Source organism: Vibrio intestinalis (assembly GCF_025195085.2).
Classification (GTDB): domain Bacteria; phylum Pseudomonadota; class Gammaproteobacteria; order Enterobacterales; family Vibrionaceae; genus Vibrio; species Vibrio intestinalis.
Genome location: NZ_JANAVY020000019.1, coordinates 38,232 through 60,637, shown reverse-complemented (window position 1 = coordinate 60,637; position 22,406 = coordinate 38,232). Strand labels below are relative to the sequence as shown.

Genomic DNA, 22,406 nt, shown 5'->3' with positions numbered 1-22,406 from the left:
TCTACTCCTGTAATATTTGTTATCTTGAGTCATCAGTCATTAACTGCGTTCAAGCGCAGCCATGATTTCGACCAAACTCCCACATTCTGCTCGAAATATCCAGCGCTGAGGCCAAATCTTATAAATTAATTGTATCTCGCCGAGGTAATAAACTGACCAAAGCTTTCACACCACACGATCACCGTGTTGTAATTAACCACATCAACGCCTTGCGGCAGTTCAACACTAAAGCGATCAAAGGTTTTGATATCACCCACTTGTACCATAGAAGGTTTGTGCTGATTAAACGCCTGTTCAGTCTCGATAAAGACGGGAGATAGGTAAAGTTTGTAGTCAGGCCCAGGAGCCATCTCACCGACAAATGCGATTTGAGAGTCACTAATCGAAACCGAGCCCTCCCCCCAATGAAGGAAGTCGCTGTCTTGACGATCTTTTTGAAATGTTGCGGAAAACTGAGCGTGTTTTGACACCTGCTCTACCGCTTGCATCGAAGGGGATTGAGGTTGGGTTAAGATGGGCAATGCGTAAATACCGAGCGCAAAGCCCACCACGATAAACATAAGATGGGAACAAATAAGCAGTAGCGTTTTCATTCCTTCGCTCCTTGAATGAGATGACTCTCTCAATCGTAGAGCAATCAGAGGATTATCGGTAATTTAGTGCTGTTTTTTCTGACAACTTCACAATTACGTTCACCGCTTGTTCCATACCTTCAATGGTAATGAACTCGTGAATGCCGTGGAAGTTGTAACCGCCTGTAAAGATATTAGGACAAGGCAAGCCCATAAATGACAAACGTGCACCATCAGTACCACCACGGATTGGTTTGATATCCGGCTGAATATCGCACTCCATCATTGCTTGTTTTGCTAGCTCAATAATATGTGGATGAGGCTCTACCATCTCTTTCATATTGAAGTACATGTCTTGCATTTTCAGCTCGACACGACCTTTAGTCAGCTCAGCATTCAGTTGGTCTACCTTGCTCTGCATCAGCGCTTTGCGCTCTTCTAAGCCTGCACGGTCAAAATCACGAACGATGTAACCTAGCTCACAACGCGCTACTGCCATTTCGGCTGATTTAAGGTGGAAGAAGCCTTCGTAACCTTCTGTACACTCAGGTGTTTGTTCACTTGGCATCATCATTTGGAAACGAGCGGCGATATTCATGGCATTCACCATTTTATCTTTCGCTGTACCCGGGTGAACATTCACTCCATGTACGATCACATCGGCACTGGTCGCATTGAAGTTTTCGTATTCAAGCTCGCCAACAGGACCACCATCGATAGTGTATGCCCATTCCGCCCCAAACTTCTCTACGTTAAACAAGTTCGCGCCACGGCCGATCTCTTCATCAGGCGTAAAGCCAACGCAAATATCACCGTGTGGGATCTCTGGGTTGGCGATCAGCTCAGCCATTGCGGTGATAATTTCTGCGATACCCGCTTTGTTATCCGCGCCGAGAAGGGTTGTGCCATCTGTCGTGATCAAATTGTGACCATGCAGTTTGTGCAAGTCTGGGTATTGAATCGGCGATAGCACTTCATCACCTTTGCCCAAAGCGATATCTCCACCTTGGTAATCTTCGACGATTTGCGGTTTAACATCTTTACCAGAAGCATCTGGTGCCGTATCCATATGAGCAATAAAGCCAATTGATGGCACTGGGTAATCCACGTTGCTTGGAAGACGCGCCATAATGTATCCGTTGTCATCCAATGAAACATCACTTAGGCCAAGTTCGATAAGTTCTTCTTTAAGACTCTCGGCAAAAGTAAACTGGCCCGGTGAACTTGGGCACTGAGGATTCGCTGGGTTCGACTGAGTGTCAAACGTGACATAACGGATAAAGCGAGCAACTAATTCATTCATAAAAACGTTCTCATTTAAATTCTTCGACCTAATAGTACGCTTTCATATTGTTTGGTTTTTGCTATAAATCAGTTTTTAGCCAATCCGCTTCATTTGCGAATAAAATTTAACCACATTTATAAATCAATACTCACTGCAGACAAAAAAACGCCCCGCATAAGCGAGGCGTTAAGAATAGAAAAGCGTAATCTCTATAGCAGAATAAAGATACCCGCTAAACAAGCACTCATTAGGTTAGCAAGTGTACCTGCAGCCACAGCTTTTAGACCTAAGTTGGCGACTTCTGAACGGCGATCCGGAGCGATAACGCCAATTGAACCTAGCTGAATCGCGATAGAACCGATGTTGGCAAAACCACACAGTGCAAAAGTTACAATCACTTGAGTATGCTCAGACAAGAGCGCTTTGTGCTCAACAAAATCGATGAATGCCACAAACTCGTTCATTACCACTTTTTGGCCAATGTACGAACCCGCCATCAAAATTTCGTTGCTTGGTACGCCAATTAGCCATGCTAGAGGAGCAAACAGGTAACCAAATAGGCTTTGTAGCGTTACGCCTGCAAAGCCGAATACACCGCCCGCACTTTCAAGGCCAGTGTTCACCATCGCAATCACTGAGACAAACGCGATAAGCATAGTACCCACCGCTACCGCTACTTTCATACCGCTCATTGCGCCACTCGCCAACGCATCAATTACGTTGCTGTCTTGCGCTTTGTCCATCTCAATATCAGATTGATCGATTGGTGTATCGCGCTCTGGAACGATGATTTTCGCCATCATCAAACTTCCCGGTGCAGCCATAAAGCTTGCCGCAATCAGGTATTTAAGCTCAACACCTAGACCTGCGTAACCACCTAGCACACTGCCTGCAACCGATGCCATACCACCAGCCATAACAGCAAACAGTTCAGAACGAGTCATTCGAGATAGGAAAGGACGAACAAGAAGAGGAGATTCACCCTGAGAGAGGAAGATGTTGCCGGTTGCAACGAGAGATTCAGCTTTACTAGTGCCTAAGAATTTTTGAATACCGCCACCAATGAATTGGATGACTTTTTGCATGATACCTAAGTAATAGAGGGCAGAAATAACAGCAGAGAAGAAGATAATGATAGGGAGGACGCGAACAGCAAAAATAAAACCAGTACTTGCTAAATCGCCAAACAGGAATTTAATACCTTCATCAGCAAAGCCCAACAGGCTCGAAACGCCACTACTCAAACTGGTTAACGCGGCTTGGCCAAGAGGGAAATAGAGAACCAAGGCAGCAAAACCGACTTGAAGCATCAACGCGCGAGAGACTGTTTTCCAATTGATCGCCTTACGACTTTCCGACAACAGTAACGCGCACCCGATCAGGGCGAGGACTCCGATTAAACCAAATAATACATTCACTTTAGATCACCTTTACAAGCATTGAATTGGTAGCTGGTCCGGTCCGTGGGGTCATTCACCATTCCGTGTGACGGCTTGTATTGGTTGAGCTGATGCTCATAACCGGGCGGGAAGTATAACGAACAATATGAGAACTTCATCACATATTTTGACGCAAACGATCAAGCGCTCAGCTTTTAATCACGTAAACGTTTTTCATATTCGTCTCGTTAATGAGATTAAAGACCTATTTATTGAAGCGAAGTCACACTACAAAACGCAAAAGCAACAAAATGCATATAAAAACTGGAAGCGGCTATGATCTATTTCTATTGTTTAACGTAGCTAACGTACTCTTTGCATTCGTTAACAACGTCAAGGCTATACTGAACAAACACAACAACCTTTGCCCCGCCGCCACGTGGGGTATTTTTTTGCCTAAAAGTTTAAGTGCTGCCTTTTATCCACTACTGCCCAAATAAACTTTCAAATGAGTTGATCTCACTCTCATCTTACTAATGTATTAATGAAAAGCCATAGCGCCACATATGAAACCTAATGTACAACAGTAGGTTAGTGTACTTTCATTACATGACAAGGCCGCAGGTATGAAGAACCTTCCTATTTCTTATAAAGTCAGCATCCCGCTGATTGCAGTATTTCTTACCCTTTTGTTTTCCACGCTTTTCTCCATGTATCAAGCGCATCAACAAAAGACTCTTAACCTTCAGTTGAACTCGCACATTCAACCCGCTTTCATCGAACTGGAAGATGCTTATCGAGATCTTTACCAAGTGATGGTCGCTAGTATGAATATTTACCAAGCGAAAAGCGAAGAAAGCATCGCATATCACACTGAAGAATATTACGACAATGCAAAGAAAGCCGTCCCACGCATGCAGTCGCTTCAGCCTCTGTATGATAATGGGCTACTGAGCAATGACACCATAATGCACTATGAAATGATGGTCTCCACTGCTGAAATATGGCTTGAGCGCTTTAAGCCTATGTTTGATGACCCAAGTAACGCGCACGCTTACTATCTCAAACACAGTGAATCACTAGAAAAGCAATTTGAAGTGATAAGAGAAAGCCTAGGCGTGATACAAGATGAAATTGAGGCAGAGAAAATTACTCTGGTTGATGAAATCAATGCGTCCATCTCTCGCTCAAACATTGCGATTCAAATCAGTGCTGCGTTTGCCCTGTTTGTCGCAATTATCGCATTCTGGATGAATAACCGCTTTGTGGTTAAACCGATTAAAAATATCGAAAACGCCATGGCGGACATCGCGCAAGGTGAAGCCGATCTTGCTCAGCGAATTAGCATTGATAGCAAAGATGAATTGGGCAGATTAGCCAATTCCTTTAACCAGTTTGTCTCTCGAATTCATGGCACGGTCGAGCAAGTGATCATCTCTTCTAACGCGGTTCGAGCCGAGATGGAGAACATCAAATCCATTACTCAAGGCTTGGCCAACTTTAGTAGTAATCAGCAACAAGAGAGTGAGACCGTAGCGACGGCTGTATCGCAAATGCTTTCCACCACTGAAAGTGTCAGCGACCATGCCATTGTAGCCGCCGATTCTAGCCGCACCGCCAACTCAGAGGCAGAAACGACCAACCAGACCTTGAGTGCTACCGTGGTATCGATTGAATCGCTTTCAGAAGATGTGCGCAACGCTAGTGACGTCATTCATACCCTCTACACTGACGTAGGCAACATCGCTACCGTGCTTGATGTGATTCGTGATATTGCTGAGCAAACCAACCTACTGGCACTGAACGCAGCTATTGAAGCAGCACGTGCTGGCGAACAAGGCCGCGGCTTTGCCGTAGTGGCAGACGAAGTTCGTTCATTGGCTAGCCGAACTCAGCAAAGCACAGGTGAAATTCAAAACATGATTGAACGCCTGCAAGAAGGTTCAAAACGCGCGGTATCCGTCATGGATTCAGGACAACAAAATACGGGTGAAACCATCACTTCCGCGCAAGAGGCGTCTACGTCACTTAATACCATCCGTGCTTCTATTGAAAACGTTAACGATATGAACACTCAGATCGCAATTGCAGCCACTGAGCAAGCCAATGTCGCGAATGAGCTCAATATGAACATTCATAAGATAGCGGACAACAGTCAACAAATGGTTGAGATGGTCGCAAGCGCTGACAACGCATGTGTCAGCCTATCTGACCAATGTCAGCATCTAGATGAACTGGTCGCTGCATTTAAGGTTTAATTATTTAGCCTTTGCCACTCCCCGTAATAGAAACGCCACTCCCCGTAATAGAAACGCCACTCCTTTCAGAGTGGCGTTTTATCTTTAAAGCGTATGGATATTAATTAGCGAAATAGTTGTCGCTCAACAACTTCACTTAATGGCATCGGCTTATAGAAGTAGTAGCCTTGAATCAGCTCAATGTTTTGCTCGCGCATAAACATCATTTCGTCTTCATGTTCAACACCTTCGACTACGATCTCAGCCCCTGTCACACGCACTAATTGACTGGTGAGGCTAAACATCTCGCGGCCATTTTTATTCTTCAGATTCAGCACTAACGAGCGATCTATTTTTACTTTATCAAACTCGTAACTACTCAAGTAACCAATCGATGAGTAACCTGAGCCAAAGTCATCTAAAGCGATACTGATCCCCAACTGCTGCAATTGAGCGAGTACATTCGCCGTGGTTTTCTCGTCTTGAATCAGTAGGTCTTCGGTAATCTCTAGTTCTACTTGCGAAAAGTCCACGCAGCTTTGCTCAATCAGGTTAGTTACGATGTCGGCAAAGCCTTCCACCAAAAATGTATCAGGAGAAATATTGATCGACACTTTAAAGTCTGGGTTAACCGTTAAAGGCGCCACTTCTTCCAGCGCTTGCTTAACCACCCATAAGTCTATCTCTGACGTTAAACCTAATTTGGCAAAGCTAGACAAAAATGTCGGTGGCGTAATCACGCCTTTTTTACTCTTGTGGCGAATAAGCACTTCTAGTGAACTCACTTTGCCTCTTCGAATATCCACTTGAGGCTGATAAAACAGCACAAACTCACCGCTTGCTTGCAGCTCGGCAATATGACGCTGAGCAGACAAATTCGCACTCATTTGTGGCAATAGACCTACCACTTCTTGTCTTTTTGCCACTTGCGGATAAACAAAGAAGTTATCGGATAAGCCCTTAGTGAAAATGGCATTGCCCCCCACGACTTTGTCCATTTGTTTGAAAAACGGATAGTAGATAGCAACGCCAACCAACAGGATAAGTAATTGCAGCACCGCGGCGGATTCATCCCCACCCGTAGCGTGAAATCCGCTGAAAAACACCGGCGTCATCCAACTGATGAAGCTCGATACTGGCGCGACCAAACCGCTGGCCGTCACAAAATAAGCCAAGCTCAAACCAATCAGTGGCGTCAGAAGAAACGGCACGATCAGAACTGGATTGAAAATCACCGGCAACCCGAACAAAATCGGTTCATTGATATTAAATACACTCAGAGTCAGTGCTGCTAGAGCAAGGGTTCGATACGCTTTGTTCTTAGTAAAGAACAGCATGCAAAGCACTAAGCTTAAGGTATTGCCTGCGCCGCCGATACCCGCATAAATGTCGTAAAAATTGCTAGTAATGATCGGTAACGGCGTGCCAAGCTCGTCATGCATAGCAAAACTTTGTAGCGTCAGCTCATACAACTCACTTTTGTAGGGAGAAAGTATGATGTGGCCGTTAATTCCGATCGACCAAAACAAGTTACGCAGCAGCTCATAGATCAGCGCACTAGAAAGTGAACAGGTGTCTAGGCTCGGCAATAGGGAGTTTACTCCAAATCCCCAATCCACGGCACTTTTCAGCAAAATACCGGCCATTGAGTAGGTAAATACCAAAACGATGGTCGAACCAATTAGGTTGAGCGTTTGATCGACCACATTTGGCAAATCAGACTCAATGAACAGTTTTTTCCGAGTAAGTAACGCCAGCGTTTTGCTAACAAACAGCGGAATAAGTACGGCTAACGGGTAGTTTGAAGGTACTACGGTTCCCGGTTGAAGCATGCCCCACTCGTGACAAATGATCACGTAGATAAGCAGCGACGAAGTGATCACGTTCGCCCGAGATACTCGCTCGTAGCCTGCCAAAAACTGGGAGAAATAGACCACCAGCAAAATGGGAAAAAGTTTCCACACCAAAGTGCTGGTGAAGATAATTTTGTGCCCGAGCCAATCGTAACCAAGCAGCTGAAAGCCGTTTCCAACTAACATACAAAACGCCGATAACAAACTGACCGGCAAAAGCATGACAAATACATTGCAAAGGCCATTGATATAAGCGTTTTCAGAAATATTTGCCAACAAACTATAAAGTGGTTTTATTTTCATTATGGTACTTCAATTTTCGTTATTTGCTCGCGCAAGAGGGTTGCAAATTGAAATGCCGCACCAGTTTCCATGTGGTTTCATACCTAACTGAATATTAGGTAGGTTGGTTCATCAACAACGTCATACTGACATCTTGCTTGATGTCACTAGACACATAAGCAAGCAGGCGCACGTTACAAGCAAACGCCTTTCAGTTCCATTGCAATAATTTGTCGTAACGAAAAGCAAAATCACCCCTATATCGGGGAGATTTACGGCTTAAAATTGAAGAGGTAAAAATAACAAAACCCCAATGTTTCCATCGGGGTTTTATCATTTATCGAGTCTAGTTGAGCACCATGCGCCGCGTAGTTACTAAGCAAATATTGGGATTTTGGTCGGTTAAAAAGGCTTGTTTGCCTTCGACCCGCTTGGCTTTCAATACCATGGTATTATCATCCAGCTTACCTTGAAAATCCCACTTACTGAACGCCTCATGTCTCGCGTCTGCACATGAAGTCTGCAATACATAGCTTTCAGTTACTGAAGTATCGCAGCCACCTTCGCTATTCTTGACCCCATGAAAAGTAACATGGCTTTTTCTATCTCGGTATTGAGTCACTGCTAGTGCATTAAAGAGATGCACATCGCTACCGCTATCATTGTAAGCAAGCATCCTATGAGGATTGCTTTTTAAGCTTTCAATCGATAGCGTCCTTAACTCAGAATCACATGCCAATGTCTGTTCATCAGCAATGGCATCCATAGAGGTCAATTTCGCTTGTTCAGTTGCCGCTAGGCTACTAAACGACGTAATAGCAAAGATCAAAAGCGCTTTATTGCTCATTCAACGACTCACATTTAGTGTTTTTCATTAGCCACAATTGGCATTGAAAACTGGTAACGTTCACCAGACTGTTCGATCAAGGTTATCACAAGTGAAGTATCTGGCTTAAGTTGCTGAGTCACACCCATGAACATCAAATGGTAACCGCCTGGCGTTAACTCAAACGTCTGTTTGGGTTCGACTTCTATATAGTCCACCTTGCGCATGGCCATTTTACTGTCACGCATAAACATACGGTGGAACTCAGTATGCTGAGAGGCGGAAGTTTCCGCTGCCACAAAACGCAGCGGAGCATCACCACTGTTCGTGATCGAAAAATACCCAGAGCTGACTTTAATACCAGGAATAGTCGCTTTTACTCGCGCATTCTCGACCAAAACAGTATCGGTAACTTGAATGGTTGATTCTGCATGATGTGGTTGCGTTGCATGGCCATCTTGGCAATGGGCGTAGGAATAAGAAGCAAAAAGAGCCATGCTCATGGCTAAGGTCAATTTCTTAAACATCAGAAAGGTCCTTAAATTTTAGTTGGAAAGCGTGCGTTCTATCTGTGCCGCCAATTCGATTGGCGTTGTCGTGTGGCTCATTGAATCAATCAACTTACCTGTCCTATCTATGATGTAAAAGCGTGATGCATGGTCAACGGTGTAAGCCAACTCAGAAGATTCCATATCAACCAAGTCAAAATACACACCATATTGGCTAGTCAAGGTTTCAACTTGCTCTTCGGTGCCCGTAATACCTTGCATGCGAGGATCAAAATATTTGGCGAATTCTTCAAGCGATTTAAGGTCATCACGACCGGGATCTACGCTGACGAAAAAGCCTTGGATGTCGTCATAATACTGTTGGTCAACTTGCTTAAATGCTGCCGACATAACGCCCATCGAAGAGGGGCAAACTTCTGCGCAATTTAAGAAGCCAAAATAGAGCACAACGACTTTACCTTGGTACTCGTTTAGATCGACCGTGCCATCTGCGCTATTCAGTGCAAAGTGGCCACCTAAATCTTTCAGCTGTCGAGGCTTTTCACCTATGGGTAATGTGGAGTTGTAAAAATACAGGGCGAAAATAGCAGCCAGCGCAAGAGCGCCAGCCACCAATACCCATTTTACGGGATTTTTTGCCATTAAATCATTCCATTGAGCAAGTCACCAAGCAATGAAGCATGATGAGTAACGGGAACATCTGGTGCAGAAAAATCTACCGAGATCAGTAGACAGAACACCATAATGCTGACTATTGAAAAGATAGTAAGTTGCTTACCCCACTGCTCTGCTGGCATTTTCTGAAAACTCACTTTTGCCAGATATAACCAGTAAAGGCTAACTAACCCCATACCTAACGCATACCAGCTGCCTGCATAACCTAAGTAAGTCAGTGCAAACGCAGCAACCGCAAACGCAATGATGTAACCAATAATATGAGTTCTTGCTTTCGCAATGCCTTCTTTGATTGGCAACACAGGGATAGAAGCTGCTTTGTAATCATTAAAACGATAAATCGCGATGGCATAAGAGTGCGGGATCTGCCAAATACAGAATGTTAGGAACAAAATAGCTCCGCCCATATCTAGCTGATTCGTCACTGCGCAATAACCGATAACCGGAGGACACGCCCCTGATAGACCACCGATTAGTGTGCCGTGTACTGACTGACGCTTGTAATAAAGGCTATAAAAACCGACATAAACAGCGAAGCCCAATACACCAAACGCAAAGGCAACCAAAGAGGTATAGAAGTAAAGAGTCGCAAACCCTGCAACCCCTAATGCGGTCGCAAGGATTAATGCGTGAGATACAGGTACGATTTTTTGCACCAATTCTCGCTGGCAGGTACGCTTCATCTTGGCATCGATATCTCTATCGATGTAGTTATTAAACACGCAACCAGACGCGACAATCAAAGTCGTACCAATACATACCGCTGCAAAAATCTGCCAGTCTATCTGTCCTTGCGACGCAAGAAAAAAGCCAGCAGCCGCGGCAACAAGGTTGCCGCGAATAATGCCCGGTTTCGTCAGTTGTAAATAGTGATTAAACATGAGCTCTTCCTATTAGTGCCCCATCAGCATGTTGTGGTTTAGGTGCTCCATAATCCATAGAGAGCCTATCAATATGATCGCTACAATCACGACCACAAACACCGCCGAAGTAGTGTTCCACATCTGTTCTGAGGATGTATTCATGTGCAAGAAGAAGATCAACTGCACTAGGATTTGCGCTACAGCAGTCACCATAATCACTGTGATAACAAGTGGTTTATCACCAATGCCAAACATCACCATGGCAAAAGGAATGATGGTCAGCAACAAAGAGTAAACTAAACCCGTTACATACTCTTTAACGCTACCATGCGCCTGACCACCTTGGCCTGTTTCTGTTGAGTGCCCCATTACAATACTCCCATCAAGTAAACCACGCTAAACACACAAATCCAGATCACGTCTAAGAAGTGCCAGAACAAACTCAAGCAGTTCAAACGTGCTCGGTTGTCTTCGGTAAAACCGTCGCGTTTAAAGTGGAAGTAAAGAACAATCATCCATACTAAGCCTGCAAACACGTGCAAGCCGTGCGTAGCAACAAGAGCATAGAAAGATGACCAATAAGCACTGCTGTCAAACGTTGCGCCCGCCACAGTGAAGTGGTGGAACTCATAGAGCTCCATCACCAAAAAGCCCAGACCCAAGGCAAACGTAATGCCTAGCCAGCGGAACATACCACTCATGTCTTGAACTTGCGCTTTGAGCATTGCCATACCGAAGGTAAAACTACTAAACAGCAGCAATGCCGTACCACCAGCAACAAACCATAGGTTAAATAGCTCTGATGGCTCAATGATGCCTGCGAAACTGTTTGAGAACACCGCGAATACCGCGAACAAGGTACCAAACAGTAGGCAGTCACTTAAGATGTAAATCCAAAAACCAAATATCGTATCGCCAGCATAATCATGATGATCGTGATCATCATGGGCTTCTGGCTCAGTAGGTACTACTGTCGGTTGGTCTAGATCTGATTCAATAATTGCAGTCATAACTCACCTATCCTTATACCGTTGCATCAGCAGGTTTAAGGTCTGCATCTTTGTCATCGTCGTCTTTCACGTTCGTTTGAGGCTTAACTTCAAACTCTGGGCGCTTAGCATAAACTTGTGCCAAGTGCGGTTCTTCAATCGCTTCAACTTCTGATACTTCAACAAAGTAATCTTTGCTGCGTTGGAAGCTGTATGCGATCCAAGATGCCACCATACCGAGCGCACCAAAGATAACCATCCACCAAACATGCCAAACGAAGGCAAAACCAAACACCAATGAGAACGCACTGATCACCACACCTGCCCAAGTATTCTTTGGCATGTGGATACGCTTGTATTTCTCTGGTTTTTGATACGCTAGACCATTCACTTTACGGTAATGGTGTTCATCACGGTCGTGAATTTTTGGTAGCGTCGCGAAGTTGTAGAATGGTGGTGGTGACGATGTCGCCCACTCTAAAGTACGGCCATCCCACGGGTCACCTGTCGTATCTAAGTTTTGTTTGCGATCACGGATGCTGACGTAGAACTGATAGAACTGCACAGCAATACCCGCAGCGATAATGCACACACCAAATGCAGCAATCCACAGCAGAGGAGCCCATTCAGGGTTGTCTGTCACGTTCAAACGACGTGTCATACCATTAAAGCCAAGCACGTAAACCGGCATGAAGGCTACAAAGAAACCAATTGTCCAAAGTGCACAAGCTAGCTTGCCAAGTTTCTCATTCAGCATGTAGCCCGTTGCTTTTGGCCACCAGTAAGTGATACCTGCGAAGTAACCAAATACCGCACCGCCAATAATTACGTTATGGAAGTGAGCAATAACAAATAGACTGTTATGTAGAACAAAGTTCGCCGCAGGAACGGCCAACATAACGCCCGTCATCCCACCGATAGTAAAGGTAATTAAGAAAGCTATCGTCCACCACATACTCGCGCTGAACTCAACGCGGCCTTTGTACATAGTAAATAGCCAGTTAAATATCTTAACCCCGGTGGGTATGGATATGATCATGGTGGCGATTCCAAAGAAAGCGTTAACGCTTGCCCCTGCCCCCATAGTAAAGAAGTGGTGAAGCCACACGACAAATGAAAGCACCATGATTACCGCCGTCGCCCAAACTAGCGAGGTATAACCAAATAGGCGCTTACGAGCGAAGGTTGCACACACTTCAGAGAAAATACCAAACGCTGGCAGAATCAGGATGTATACCTCAGGGTGACCCCACGCCCAAATAAGGTTTACATACATCATTTGGTTGCCGCCCATGTCATTGGTGAAGAAGTGAGTACCAATGTAGCGATCAAGCGTCAGCAAAGTTAAGGTTACAGTCAGGATTGGGAAAGCTAAAACAATCAGTGCGTTTGAACATAGTGCTGTCCATGTGAACACTGGCATTTGCATCAGCTTCATACCCGGAGCGCGCATTCGAAGAATGGTCACGACAAAGTTAACACCCGTTAGCAGAGTACCGATGCCCGATATCTGTAGCGACCAGAGCCAATAATCGACCCCAACCCAAGGGCTGTATTCCATCCCCGAGAGTGGCGGATACGCTAACCAACCTGTCGCGGCAAATTCACCGATGAATAGCGACATATTGATTAAAATGGCACCCACCACAAATAACCAGAAACTCAACGAGTTTAGGAATGGGAAGGCCACATCTCGCGCACCAATCTGCAGCGGAACAATGATGTTCATCAAACCCACCACTAAAGGCATGGCGACGAAGAAAATCATAATTACGCCATGGGCAGTGAAGATTTGGTCATAGTGTTCGGGAGGAAGATACGACGCATCTATCGTGGCGGCCGCTTGTTGCGAGCGCATTAGTATCGCATCAGAGAAACCACGCACCATCATGACAAGAGCAACGATGATGTACATGACACCAATACGTTTATGGTCAACTGAAGTTAGCCAGTTCTCCCAGAGATACTTCCATTTGCCCATGTAAGTGATAAGACCTAACAGGCCAGCACCACCAAGCACCACCGCAATCATCACAGGAAGGATGACTGGGTCTGAATACGGGATCACATCCCAGTTCAATTTGCCGAAAATCGCATCCGGCTCGGCATAAACATCGCCTTTATAAGCCATTTTGCGCTCCTGAGTGTTTTTCAATAATGTCTTTGAATCTCAGTGGGTCCACTGAAGCGAAGTAAGTCACCGGATGAGGCGTTTTGATCTGCTCTTTTGCGTTTGCAGTTAGCGCATCGTAAGACTCGTCATTAAGCACTTGCTGAGAAGACTTCACCTCAGAAATCCATTGGTCGAATTCAGCGTCATCTGTCGCGTGCGCTTTAAAGCGCATATTGGCAAAACCAAAGCCACTGTAGTTCGCAGACATGCCACGGTAGATGCCTTGCTCACTTGCCATCAGGTTCACTCGGTTCTCCATACCCGCCATGGCGTACACTTGGCTACCAAGCTGAGGAATAAAGAAAGAGTTCATTGCAGTATCAGACGTCACTAAGAACTCAACCGGACGATCAATAGGGAAAGCGACCTCATTGACTGTCGCAACTTGCTGCTCTGGATAAATGAATAACCATTTCCAGTTCATCGCAACAACCTGAATGGTCAATGGCTCTTTATCTGAAACTAGCTCTTTGCGTGGGTCTAAAGAGTAGGTAGTAAGGTAGGTAACCCAACCTAAAGCTAAGATGATCAGACACGGAACCGCCCAGACGATAACTTCGATCTTGGTGGAATGCTCCCAATCTGGCTTATATTCCGCATCTTTGTTGGTATGACGATACTTATATGGAAAGTACACCGACATAAACAACACAGGAATAATGATGATCGCCATCAGAAGCACAGAAGTGATGATTAAAGACTCTTGGGCAAGTCCAATAGGACCTTTAGGGTCAAACAACACCATGTTAGTACTAAAAAGTAGGCCTAATAATACCAGCGAAACAACTGATAATAATATTAATGCAACTTTTATGTTACATTTTATTTTCATTTATCCTCCCTGAGAGAACGCTATAAAACTCTTAAAAATACAATCAGTTACGTATTTTTCTTTGCTCTAACTCTCTTACTCTAAGATGTTTTGACATGAGACAGATGAAATAAAAATAAACAATATTTTAATAATTATTTAACATTCAAACGCTAATGTTAATTTTGACATTGCTCGAGTGTCTATAAAGAATTAGAAACTTAACACTTTATACACAAAATCGAGTAAATTTGAAAACCCCAAACTACAATTTGAAAAACTTTTACCATTAGCCTTTATTAAAATGATATACCGCACAGATTAATAGAACTATCATTTGCACTTCTTGCATTTTTAAGATCCTAAAAATAAATACACCACCAACCCCAAAAGCCACACAAAAACAAAGGACAATAATCCTTACAAATATAAATGATATTTAAATCGATGAAATTAAGCGTAAAAAGCGTGTAAAAAACCAGAAGAAAAAAAGTAAAAACACAAAAATACAACAAGTTAGACTCAAAATGCGTAATGCCAACTGAGTCAAACCTCGTGAGCTTTGGTTTGAACGAACAATAGCCGCACTATTTGAATGGAATAAGTGAAATATTCCTCACCTAAAACACCATAAATATATCACCATATTATTTATGGTTATTAAATATAACCAACACACTTCACTGCATTTTATTACCCTAGTCTATCTTCCTATAGCACTTTCTAAATCTACAGTAAGAACTGAGTACAAGCAGCAATAGATTAACCATGTAGCACGGAAACAAAACCACCCAAAATGTTAAATCCATAGACAAATGTTACAAAAAAGCGCCTTTGGTTTCCCAAAGGCGCTTTTGATGTTCATCTTGGCGAGATATGCACTATGTTCTATATAAGACTTTTACAACATGGTATCCGAATTTGGTTTTTACCAAGTGAGGAACCAGTGTTTCGCCACTAAAACACACTTTATCAAACTGCGGAACCATCTGACCTTTGCGGAACTCGCCTAAGTCACCACCCTTTTTACCTGAAGGGCAAGTAGAATACTTCTTGGCCAAGGTCTGAAACTTTGCCCCTTTTTTCAGTTGCTTAATGATGTCTTCAGCTTGTTCTTTATGCTTCACCAAAATGTGGAGCGCAGCAGCAGTATTTGCCATAACAATGTCTCTGTCAGGTTAATTTAGCGCGGGATTGTATCGAATTTGCGCTCTAGGTTCATCTAAGGTTTGTACCGTGATCTCATTTAGTCAAAGAAACCATGGCAATCCCTGATCTGCTTCATGGATCATAAATCTATTTGCGTTACCATACTCATTTATAGGATGTCATATCTGAGAGACACAATGGCGAAAATTAGTAAAGCAAATCAGTCGCAAGGCATGCTGATGTTTACGCTCACCACCAACAAGCAACTTTTTGCGATCGGAACACTTAAAGTACGTGAAATAGTACCTTATTTGCCGACCACGCAAATCCCCTACTCACACCACAATGTGATTGGTACGGTGACGATTCGTGATCTCAATGTTCCTGTTATCGATATGCCTGCTGCTATTGGTTTTCGTCCGATCCAGCCTGAAGAATACCATTCTTGCTATTTAATCGTGACCGACTGCTTGCGCACCGTCGTAGCGTTTATGGTGCGCTCTATAGAAAAAATCATCGATTGCGATTGGCGTAATATAGAACCGTCGCCACCAACAGCAGGAAACAATGTTTTCGTCACGGGTATTACTCGTTTCGACGAGAAGATCATCCAAATGCTCGATGTTGAATTACTACTCTCGAAAATCTATCCCAACACTGAAGCGGCAAACATTCCGATGCTGACGGATATTGAGCGAGAGAGGCTAAAAGCTTTAAACATTCTTCTGGTTGACGATTCAAGCATCGCCCGCAAACAGCTCGCTGATGCCCTAGACAGTATTAATATCACCTACGCGATTCGAAAAAATGGTGCGGAAGCCCTTGAGTACATGCGTGAGGCTACTCAGCAAGGTAAAGGCATAGATCTGCTAGTAAGCGATATTGAAATGCCGGGCTTAGATGGGTATGAGCTCGCGTTTGAAACACAAAATGACTCTGAACTACGCAAAGCCTACATCATTTTGCACACATCATTATCAAGCGAGATATGTTTACAGCGCGCACAACAGGTTGGCGCTCATGAAGCCCTAGAAAAATTCAATGCTGGCGATCTAATCAAAGCTATGCTCCGCGGTGCAGCGCAACTGAGTCAAGGGACAGAGCTTGCCTAACAAGCCAATGCCGTACACCAATTACTGATAAGTGAGCCTTTAGTCACCACAAGGTTGTTTTCTATCAAGTACGATCACAATTTTTAGGTTTACTCTCTTAGCTTGCTGTACGCACTCAAACAGTTTGATTAACGTAGACCTAACGAATAAGTAATAAACTAACTAAAAACAATTAGACACTTATTTTTATAACTGACTTAATAAGTTTGAGTTAACATAAACAGATAAGTAATAAAGCAAGACTGCCGCTGAAGATCATGACAGAAGACGATTTTAAGAAGTCGACGGCTAATCTCAAAAAAGCTGTCCCACTAATGATGAAGAATCATGTCGCTGCTACCCCAGCGAACTACGCGCTATGGTATGCCTACGTAGATAACGCGATTCCAAAGCTCAACTTCGAGCTAGATACGATTATCGAAAACTTTGGCATCTGCCCACCAGCGAGTGGTGAACAACTTTACAACAAGCATGTCGCTTCCCTTAACGAAACCAAACTGAGCGACCTACGCGCGAACATTGAGATATTAGTCAATGAAGTGGCTAGCTCAATGTCCGATACGCTAAGCGACACCTCTCAGTTCTCAGATCTTATTGATCGCAGTTTTAGCAACCTTGAACGTGTTGAAGACGAAAGCATGTCACTGGATGAAGTGATGACCGTCATTCGACAGCTGGTTGCAGAATCACGTGAAATCCGCCACTCCACCAGCTTTTTGAGCAATCAACTGAGCACCGCAAGTGAAGAAATTGGTCGTTTGAAATCTCAGCTGGCGGAAGTGCAAAAAGACGCGCTCTTTGACAGCTTATCTGGCCTATACAACCGCCGCTCATTTGATAACGACATCAAAACGCTGTGCTTAAGCGAGCAAAACTTCTGCCTCATTTTGGCAGATATTGACCATTTCAAAAACTATAACGATACCTACGGCCACTTGTTTGGCGATACGGTAATCAAAGGGTTAGCGCGCCGATTACATAGTAGTTGCCGTGATGGTATTACTGCTTATCGTTTTGGTGGTGAAGAGTTTGCGCTGATTGTCCCTAACCGCAATGTGCGTGTGGCGCGTCAATTCGCAGACAGTTTGCGCAGAACTATTGAGAAGCTTTCTATTCGTGACCGTCGCTCTGGCCAGCAAGTGGGCAATATCACTGCCTCTTTCGGTGTAACTGAGCGTCTAGAAAACGAACATTTTGAAGCAGTGATTGAGCGAGCAGACAAACTGCTTTACGAAGCAAAACAGCTAGGCCGTAACCGAGTAATGCCGCTCTAAGTGGTTTGAGCTTCTATTCTTTCCGGATCAATGACGCGATTTAACTGAGTTAATATCGCGTCAAATTCTTTTAGCACCTGCGTTATCTCTGCAATAGAAAACTCACCTAGATTCAATGCGAGTTCAACCTCAATAACCGAATCAGACAACTGACCCAACTCAAGATGGTAGGGCTTCATCACTGGCATCTTAGTCAGCGCTTGCAACGCATGCTTGGCTATCGCAATCGGCTCGCGTGCCACACCACTCAAGTTCTGTGTAAATGCACCGCTAACCGCACCTTCTAACAACACGCGAAACGTCGTGAGCTCATCAATGAGTAAAAACGCCTTACCTTGCTCGGTATCATGGGGGTAGCGTGCACTGCAGTGATTGGTCAACTCCAATGGAACGTTAAGATTTAAACCCGCTTGAGCGCAGCGCGAAACAAGCACAGTCAATAGCCCCTGCTCTGGCATCATCTTTTGTATTTCAATGATTCGGGTAAGGTGATAGTCGTTAGACGCTAAAACCACATCAACGCTTTCACCTCGCTCGCACAGGCCACTTTCAATCAATTTGGCACTCGCATTGACGATATTTTGCACCGTATTGATTGAATGATTTTCGATGATGATGTTTTCTTGCGGGATGGTTTGCCATGTAGAACTGCTTGAGCGAAATTCATCCCAAAGCGCCTCAGCTTCTGAGCGTGTTTGACCTGCTAACACGCCACCACAAAAAACCAAGATCGTTTGCTTCGGAGGTATAGATTGTAAATAGTGGTTAAGCTTCGCTATACGCGACACGCCCTCAAGGGTAAGTCTGTTGTCGACTAAGCGTTTGCCAAGAATAAGAATGACTTGCTTCACATTCCTTGATGTTTGATTACTCAATAGCTTCCCTTATCCAACGCATTTTAGTTAAGCCCGACTATATTTAGAGTATACCTGACTCACTTGCTCACTCTAGAGATTAATCTCATCAAGATTCAAAAAAGATCAGGTAACTGCCTGATAATAGATGGAAAGGAGTACAGGTATGTTGTCTATCTTCGACATATTCAAGATTGGTGTTGGTCCTTCAAGTTCACATACTAATGGACCAATGATCGCTGGGTTCGACTTCTTATCGCTCCTCGAACAACAACTTAACGACATATCGCGTGTGCGGGTCGACCTTTATGGCTCATTGTCACTAACAGGCAAAGGCCACCACACCGATAAAGCGGTCATTTTAGGCTTGTTGGGGAACAAGCCAGATACCATCAAGATTACCAGTGCCAAGCAGGCCTTAGCTGATGCCGTTAACAATCGTTCTCTAAACCTTGCGAGCAAAAAGCTTATCGACTTTGATTACGATACTGACATTGTTTTCCACACTGAAAACCTTCCACTGCATGAAAACGGGATGTCGATTACCGCTTTTGATTCAGAGGATAAACCGCTAGTTAGCCAAGTTTACTACTCTATTGGCGGCGGATTTATCGCCACCAAACAGCAACTCACCAATAACGAAACAAGCTCACATGTTAGCGTTCCTCATCCATTCAATTCAGCCGATGAGATGCTCACCCAAGCAGATTCACTCGGTTTAAGCATCGCTACCATGGTGCTGCGCAATGAAGTGATGTTTCAACCCATGGCGGAGATTGACCAACAAGCAGACAAACTTTGGAGAGTGATGCAACTGTGTATGGAGCGAGGCTTTGCTCAAGAAGGCATTCTCGAAGGTGGGCTAAGAGTGACACGCCGAGCCCCTAGCCTACACAAAAAGCTTAAATCCAATAGCGAAATAGAAAATGACCCAATGGCGATAATGGATTGGATTAACTTATTTGCTTTTGCCATCAGTGAAGAAAACGCCGCAGGCGGGCAAGTCGTCACCTCGCCAACCAATGGCGCTGCCGGAGTGATCCCTGCCGTTTTAACTTATTACCACCAATTTATCTGCCCGTTAGATACCGCTCAGCTTAAAGATTTCTTTGCTGTCGCAGGAGCGATTGGCATCCTTTACAAAATGAATGCGTCGATTTCAGGCGCAGAAGTCGGCTGCCAAGGGGAGATTGGCGTCTCCTCATCCATGGCAGCAGCGGGCTTAACCTCGCTACGTGGCGGCAGCAACGAACAAATCTGCATTGCTGCCGAAATCGCGATGGAACATTCATTAGGTATGACGTGTGACCCGATCGCAGGCTTAGTTCAAGTACCTTGTATTGAACGTAATGCCATGGGCGCAGTAAAAGCCATTAATGCCTCACGTATGGCGTTAAAACGCACTAGCAAGTGCGTTATCTCACTCGATAAAGTGATAGAGACCATGTACCAAACTGGTAAAGACATGAATAGGAAGTACCGCGAAACCTCGTTAGGAGGGTTAGCATTAATCCACCTCGCCCACCCTTGTGAATAACTATTTTATAAGACAGAAGTTACATAAGAAATCAACTTCATTGCCAGAATAAAAACCCAAAAAGCAAACGATTGGCATCAAAAAAAGCGGAATATCCCGTCTCGTTGTGGGGAAATTTCGTGCATCATCTCGCATTTCTGCCATAATCTCCGCCCTCAAAATCTATGTACCAACCCCAAGAGAATACTATGTGGAATAGACTCAATAAGTCGATGATGTTCTGCCAAATGATGTTTGGTTTATCTTTCTACGGTGTGATGATCATCCTTACGCGCTTCTTCTTAGAAGAACTGCAGTACAGCGAAGCCGATACCATGATGGTTGTTGGTGCGTTCTCATCCATCGGCCCACTATTTGCTATCGCTGGTGGCTTCATTGCCGATAAATTCTTAGGCGCATACCGCTCACTGACGATTTCTTACGGTGCTTTCGCGACCGGTTACCTTCTGCTTATTCTTGGTGCTTCTACCACTAACATTCCAATGAGCTTAGCGGGTATTGCCCTTGCGAGTTACGCTCGTGGCTTGATGTCTCCAGCTTACCCAAGCTTGTACAAACGTACTTTTGCTACCCCGGAAGACTTCGAAAATGGCTACCCTGTAAACTACTCAGTGAACAACGTGGGTGCGCTACTTGGCCAATACCTATTCCCTATGTTCGTACTGGTTATCGGCTTCCACGGCAGCTTCATGCTTTCTGCTGTTATGGCCGCACTAGCGTTCGTAACACTGGTCTTCTTCCATAAGCCACTCGTTAGTGTAGCGGCTGATATTGACCAAAAACCAGTATCAACCCAAAACTGGATTGCATTCTTTGTGCTTTCTGCAGCCATGGTTGGCTTAGTATTCTTCATGTTTAAAAACATGGATATCGGCCAAAACATCGTTTACGCGATTGGCGCTGCGGCAATCTTGTACTTCATTTCTTTGATGTTCAAATCAGGTAAATCAGATGCGCTTAAGATGGGTACAATCCTCATCATGACGGTGCTCACAACCTGCTTCTTTGTGTACTACGGCCAAATGATGACATCGATGACCATGGTGACTATCAACACCATGCGCGGAGACCTGTTCAACATCATTCCTATCGCACCTGAAGCATCAATGGCGATGAACCCTCTTTGGTGTATCGTAGCAGGTCCGGTTATCTCAATGACTTTCTCATCTTTAGAGAAGAAAGGGATCAACCTATCTACAGCAACTAAGATTGGCCTAGCATTCATCTTTACTGCTATCGCATTTGGTATCTTGACCATGGCGGTAATGAATATTGGTGAAGACGTGATCATTCGCCCTGAAATCTTCCTAGCGATTCACTTCTTCCAAGCTTTTGCTGAAGTCATTGTAGGTAGCTTAGTTGTTGCGTTTATCTTGTCTGTTACACCGAAACACATTGAAGGTTTTTCTGTATCACTGTTCTCAGTAGCAATGGCACTAAGTGGCATCATTGGTGCGGTGTTCTCTACCTCTATCGCGCTAGATAAAGGCCAAGAGATCACGCAAGAGATCGTTAAGAACGTTTATGGCGAATACTTCCAACTGTTGACTATTCTTGCTGTGGTTATGGTTGCTGTAGCGTTTGTTTCTTCGTTCATTATTCGTAAGATGCTTGAAGCAGCTCGTCAACATGAAGAACCAATGGTAGAAGCAGAAGCGCAATAATCTCGCTGACTACCTCTCTATTAAAACCCGAAGTTTTCTTCGGGTTTTTTATTACCTAAAGATTAGAGAATCACTGTATAGCGTGCTCGCGAGCCACTGATGCATTCAGCCAAAGAGTTTGCTATGATTCGCGACCGCACAACACTAGGTGGCATCATGAACCGTAAAAAGAAAATTAATCAGATCTTAAAATCGAAGCAAAAGAAAGCGAATGCAAAGCTGCACAAGAGCAACAAGCCTCGTTACATCTCTAAAGCTGAGCGCGCAAAAATGGAAGCAGAAGACGATCAGCAACAAGTAACAGATACTGTAGAAACTGAGCAATCGTCGGTAGAAGAACCTAAGGCCGAGTAGCCTTACCT

General features: G+C 44.3%; 20 protein-coding genes. 6 read left to right on the top strand and 14 right to left on the bottom strand.

What is annotated here, in order from left to right; all coding sequences use genetic code 11:
* Window positions 1-125: 125 nt before the first annotated feature.
* From MU515_RS18065 to MU515_RS18055, 3 genes are all read right to left on the bottom strand, one after another.
* A complete protein-coding gene (locus MU515_RS18065) occupies window positions 126-593 on the bottom strand; it encodes a DM13 domain-containing protein (RefSeq protein ID WP_260261784.1) in 468 nt (155 codons plus the stop codon).
* Between the two features lie 52 nt (window positions 594-645).
* Complete coding sequence (gene pepT, locus MU515_RS18060) at window positions 646-1,875, bottom strand: peptidase T (protein WP_260261783.1); 1,230 nt, start codon at window positions 1,873-1,875, stop codon at window positions 646-648.
* Window positions 1,876-2,066: 191 nt separating this feature from the next.
* A complete protein-coding gene (locus MU515_RS18055) occupies window positions 2,067-3,275 on the bottom strand; it encodes a NupC/NupG family nucleoside CNT transporter (protein WP_260261782.1) in 1,209 nt (402 codons plus the stop codon).
* A 587-nt stretch (window positions 3,276-3,862) separates the two neighbouring features.
* Here MU515_RS18055 and MU515_RS18050 point away from each other — a divergent pair.
* Complete coding sequence (locus MU515_RS18050; RefSeq protein WP_260261781.1) at window positions 3,863-5,494, top strand: methyl-accepting chemotaxis protein; 1,632 nt, start codon at window positions 3,863-3,865, stop codon at window positions 5,492-5,494.
* A gap of 104 nt (window positions 5,495-5,598) precedes the next feature.
* Here the strand turns inward: MU515_RS18050 and MU515_RS18045 are convergent, their stop codons facing one another.
* The 10 genes from MU515_RS18045 to ppiC form a co-directional block, all read right to left on the bottom strand.
* Complete coding sequence (locus MU515_RS18045) at window positions 5,599-7,629, bottom strand: EAL domain-containing protein (RefSeq protein WP_260261780.1); 2,031 nt, start codon at window positions 7,627-7,629, stop codon at window positions 5,599-5,601.
* Window positions 7,630-7,954: 325 nt separating this feature from the next.
* Window positions 7,955-8,455, bottom strand: coding sequence for a hypothetical protein (locus MU515_RS18040; protein WP_260261779.1), 501 nt, complete (start codon window positions 8,453-8,455; stop codon window positions 7,955-7,957).
* A gap of 14 nt (window positions 8,456-8,469) precedes the next feature.
* The gene (locus MU515_RS18035; RefSeq protein WP_260261778.1) at window positions 8,470-8,961 is read right to left on the bottom strand and encodes a copper chaperone PCu(A)C; all 492 of its coding nucleotides are present in this window, start codon (window positions 8,959-8,961) and stop codon (window positions 8,470-8,472) included.
* An 18-nt stretch (window positions 8,962-8,979) separates the two neighbouring features.
* Entirely contained in the window at window positions 8,980-9,585 is a 606-nt protein-coding gene (locus MU515_RS18030) for an SCO family protein (protein WP_260261777.1), read from the bottom strand.
* Complete coding sequence (gene cyoE, locus MU515_RS18025; RefSeq protein ID WP_260261776.1) at window positions 9,585-10,499, bottom strand: heme o synthase; 915 nt, start codon at window positions 10,497-10,499, stop codon at window positions 9,585-9,587. Before cyoE ends, MU515_RS18030 begins: the two co-directional genes overlap by 1 nt.
* Window positions 10,500-10,511: 12 nt before the next feature.
* The gene (gene cyoD, locus MU515_RS18020) at window positions 10,512-10,850 is read right to left on the bottom strand and encodes a cytochrome o ubiquinol oxidase subunit IV (protein ID WP_260261775.1); all 339 of its coding nucleotides are present in this window, start codon (window positions 10,848-10,850) and stop codon (window positions 10,512-10,514) included.
* Entirely contained in the window at window positions 10,850-11,491 is a 642-nt protein-coding gene (gene cyoC / locus MU515_RS18015) for a cytochrome o ubiquinol oxidase subunit III (RefSeq protein ID WP_260261774.1), read from the bottom strand. The genes cyoD and cyoC overlap by 1 nt, the downstream gene beginning before the upstream one ends.
* A gap of 13 nt (window positions 11,492-11,504) precedes the next feature.
* Complete coding sequence (cyoB, locus tag MU515_RS18010) at window positions 11,505-13,562, bottom strand: cytochrome o ubiquinol oxidase subunit I (RefSeq protein WP_260261793.1); 2,058 nt, start codon at window positions 13,560-13,562, stop codon at window positions 11,505-11,507.
* A 28-nt stretch (window positions 13,563-13,590) separates the two neighbouring features.
* Entirely contained in the window at window positions 13,591-14,475 is an 885-nt protein-coding gene (gene cyoA / locus MU515_RS18005) for a ubiquinol oxidase subunit II (protein WP_260261773.1), read from the bottom strand.
* Between the two features lie 860 nt (window positions 14,476-15,335).
* Window positions 15,336-15,614 (bottom strand): peptidylprolyl isomerase PpiC, encoded by a 279-nt coding sequence (gene ppiC, locus MU515_RS18000; protein ID WP_260261772.1) that lies wholly within the window; start codon window positions 15,612-15,614, stop codon window positions 15,336-15,338.
* Between the two features lie 186 nt (window positions 15,615-15,800).
* Here ppiC and MU515_RS17995 point away from each other — a divergent pair, with 186 nt between their 5' ends.
* Together MU515_RS17995 and MU515_RS17990 are read left to right on the top strand one after the other, a co-directional pair.
* On the top strand, window positions 15,801-16,715 hold the full coding sequence (locus MU515_RS17995) for a chemotaxis protein (protein WP_260261771.1): 915 nt from the start codon (window positions 15,801-15,803) through the stop codon (window positions 16,713-16,715).
* A gap of 257 nt (window positions 16,716-16,972) precedes the next feature.
* A complete protein-coding gene (locus tag MU515_RS17990; protein ID WP_260261770.1) occupies window positions 16,973-17,989 on the top strand; it encodes a GGDEF domain-containing protein in 1,017 nt (338 codons plus the stop codon).
* On the opposite strand, the gene MU515_RS17985 is transcribed toward MU515_RS17990, so the two are convergent.
* Window positions 17,986-18,864: a YdcF family protein gene (locus MU515_RS17985; protein ID WP_260261769.1), complete on the bottom strand. Its 879-nt coding sequence runs from the start codon at window positions 18,862-18,864 to the stop codon at window positions 17,986-17,988. The two genes, MU515_RS17990 and MU515_RS17985, sit on opposite strands and share 4 nt — an antisense overlap.
* Window positions 18,865-19,009: 145 nt before the next feature.
* On the opposite strand from MU515_RS17985, the gene MU515_RS17980 reads away from it, so the two are divergent.
* The 3 genes from MU515_RS17980 to MU515_RS17970 all read left to right on the top strand — a co-directional run bounded on the left by MU515_RS17980 (window position 19,010) and on the right by MU515_RS17970 (window position 22,398).
* A complete protein-coding gene (locus MU515_RS17980; protein WP_260261768.1) occupies window positions 19,010-20,380 on the top strand; it encodes an L-serine ammonia-lyase in 1,371 nt (456 codons plus the stop codon).
* Between the two features lie 188 nt (window positions 20,381-20,568).
* Window positions 20,569-22,044, top strand: coding sequence for a peptide MFS transporter (locus MU515_RS17975; RefSeq protein ID WP_260261767.1), 1,476 nt, complete (start codon window positions 20,569-20,571; stop codon window positions 22,042-22,044).
* 156 nt (window positions 22,045-22,200) lie between these two features.
* A complete protein-coding gene (locus MU515_RS17970; RefSeq protein WP_260261792.1) occupies window positions 22,201-22,398 on the top strand; it encodes a DUF2986 domain-containing protein in 198 nt (65 codons plus the stop codon).
* Window positions 22,399-22,406 lie beyond the last annotated feature (8 nt).

What these genes read in the sequence shown, in the direction of transcription:
- MU515_RS18065 (WP_260261784.1), bottom strand. Translation starts at nt 593, where the DNA reads ATGAAAACGCTACTGCTTATTTGTTCCCATCTTATGTTTATCGTGGTG.
- pepT (WP_260261783.1), bottom strand. Translation starts at nt 1,875, where the DNA reads ATGAATGAATTAGTTGCTCGCTTTATCCGTTATGTCACGTTTGACACT.
- MU515_RS18050 (WP_260261781.1), top strand. Translation starts at nt 3,863, where the DNA reads ATGAAGAACCTTCCTATTTCTTATAAAGTCAGCATCCCGCTGATTGCA.
- MU515_RS18045 (WP_260261780.1), bottom strand. Translation starts at nt 7,629, where the DNA reads ATGAAAATAAAACCACTTTATAGTTTGTTGGCAAATATTTCTGAAAAC.
- MU515_RS18040 (WP_260261779.1), bottom strand. Translation starts at nt 8,455, where the DNA reads ATGAGCAATAAAGCGCTTTTGATCTTTGCTATTACGTCGTTTAGTAGC.
- MU515_RS18035 (WP_260261778.1), bottom strand. Translation starts at nt 8,961, where the DNA reads ATGTTTAAGAAATTGACCTTAGCCATGAGCATGGCTCTTTTTGCTTCT.
- MU515_RS18030 (WP_260261777.1), bottom strand. Translation starts at nt 9,585, where the DNA reads ATGGCAAAAAATCCCGTAAAATGGGTATTGGTGGCTGGCGCTCTTGCG.
- cyoE (WP_260261776.1), bottom strand. Translation starts at nt 10,499, where the DNA reads ATGTTTAATCACTATTTACAACTGACGAAACCGGGCATTATTCGCGGC.
- cyoD (WP_260261775.1), bottom strand. Translation starts at nt 10,850, where the DNA reads ATGGGGCACTCAACAGAAACAGGCCAAGGTGGTCAGGCGCATGGTAGC.
- cyoC (WP_260261774.1), bottom strand. Translation starts at nt 11,491, where the DNA reads ATGACTGCAATTATTGAATCAGATCTAGACCAACCGACAGTAGTACCT.
- cyoA (WP_260261773.1), bottom strand. Translation starts at nt 14,475, where the DNA reads ATGAAAATAAAATGTAACATAAAAGTTGCATTAATATTATTATCAGTT.
- ppiC (WP_260261772.1), bottom strand. Translation starts at nt 15,614, where the DNA reads ATGGCAAATACTGCTGCTGCGCTCCACATTTTGGTGAAGCATAAAGAA.
- MU515_RS17995 (WP_260261771.1), top strand. Translation starts at nt 15,801, where the DNA reads ATGGCGAAAATTAGTAAAGCAAATCAGTCGCAAGGCATGCTGATGTTT.
- MU515_RS17990 (WP_260261770.1), top strand. Translation starts at nt 16,973, where the DNA reads ATGACAGAAGACGATTTTAAGAAGTCGACGGCTAATCTCAAAAAAGCT.
- MU515_RS17980 (WP_260261768.1), top strand. Translation starts at nt 19,010, where the DNA reads ATGTTGTCTATCTTCGACATATTCAAGATTGGTGTTGGTCCTTCAAGT.
- MU515_RS17975 (WP_260261767.1), top strand. Translation starts at nt 20,569, where the DNA reads ATGTGGAATAGACTCAATAAGTCGATGATGTTCTGCCAAATGATGTTT.
- MU515_RS17970 (WP_260261792.1), top strand. Translation starts at nt 22,201, where the DNA reads ATGAACCGTAAAAAGAAAATTAATCAGATCTTAAAATCGAAGCAAAAG.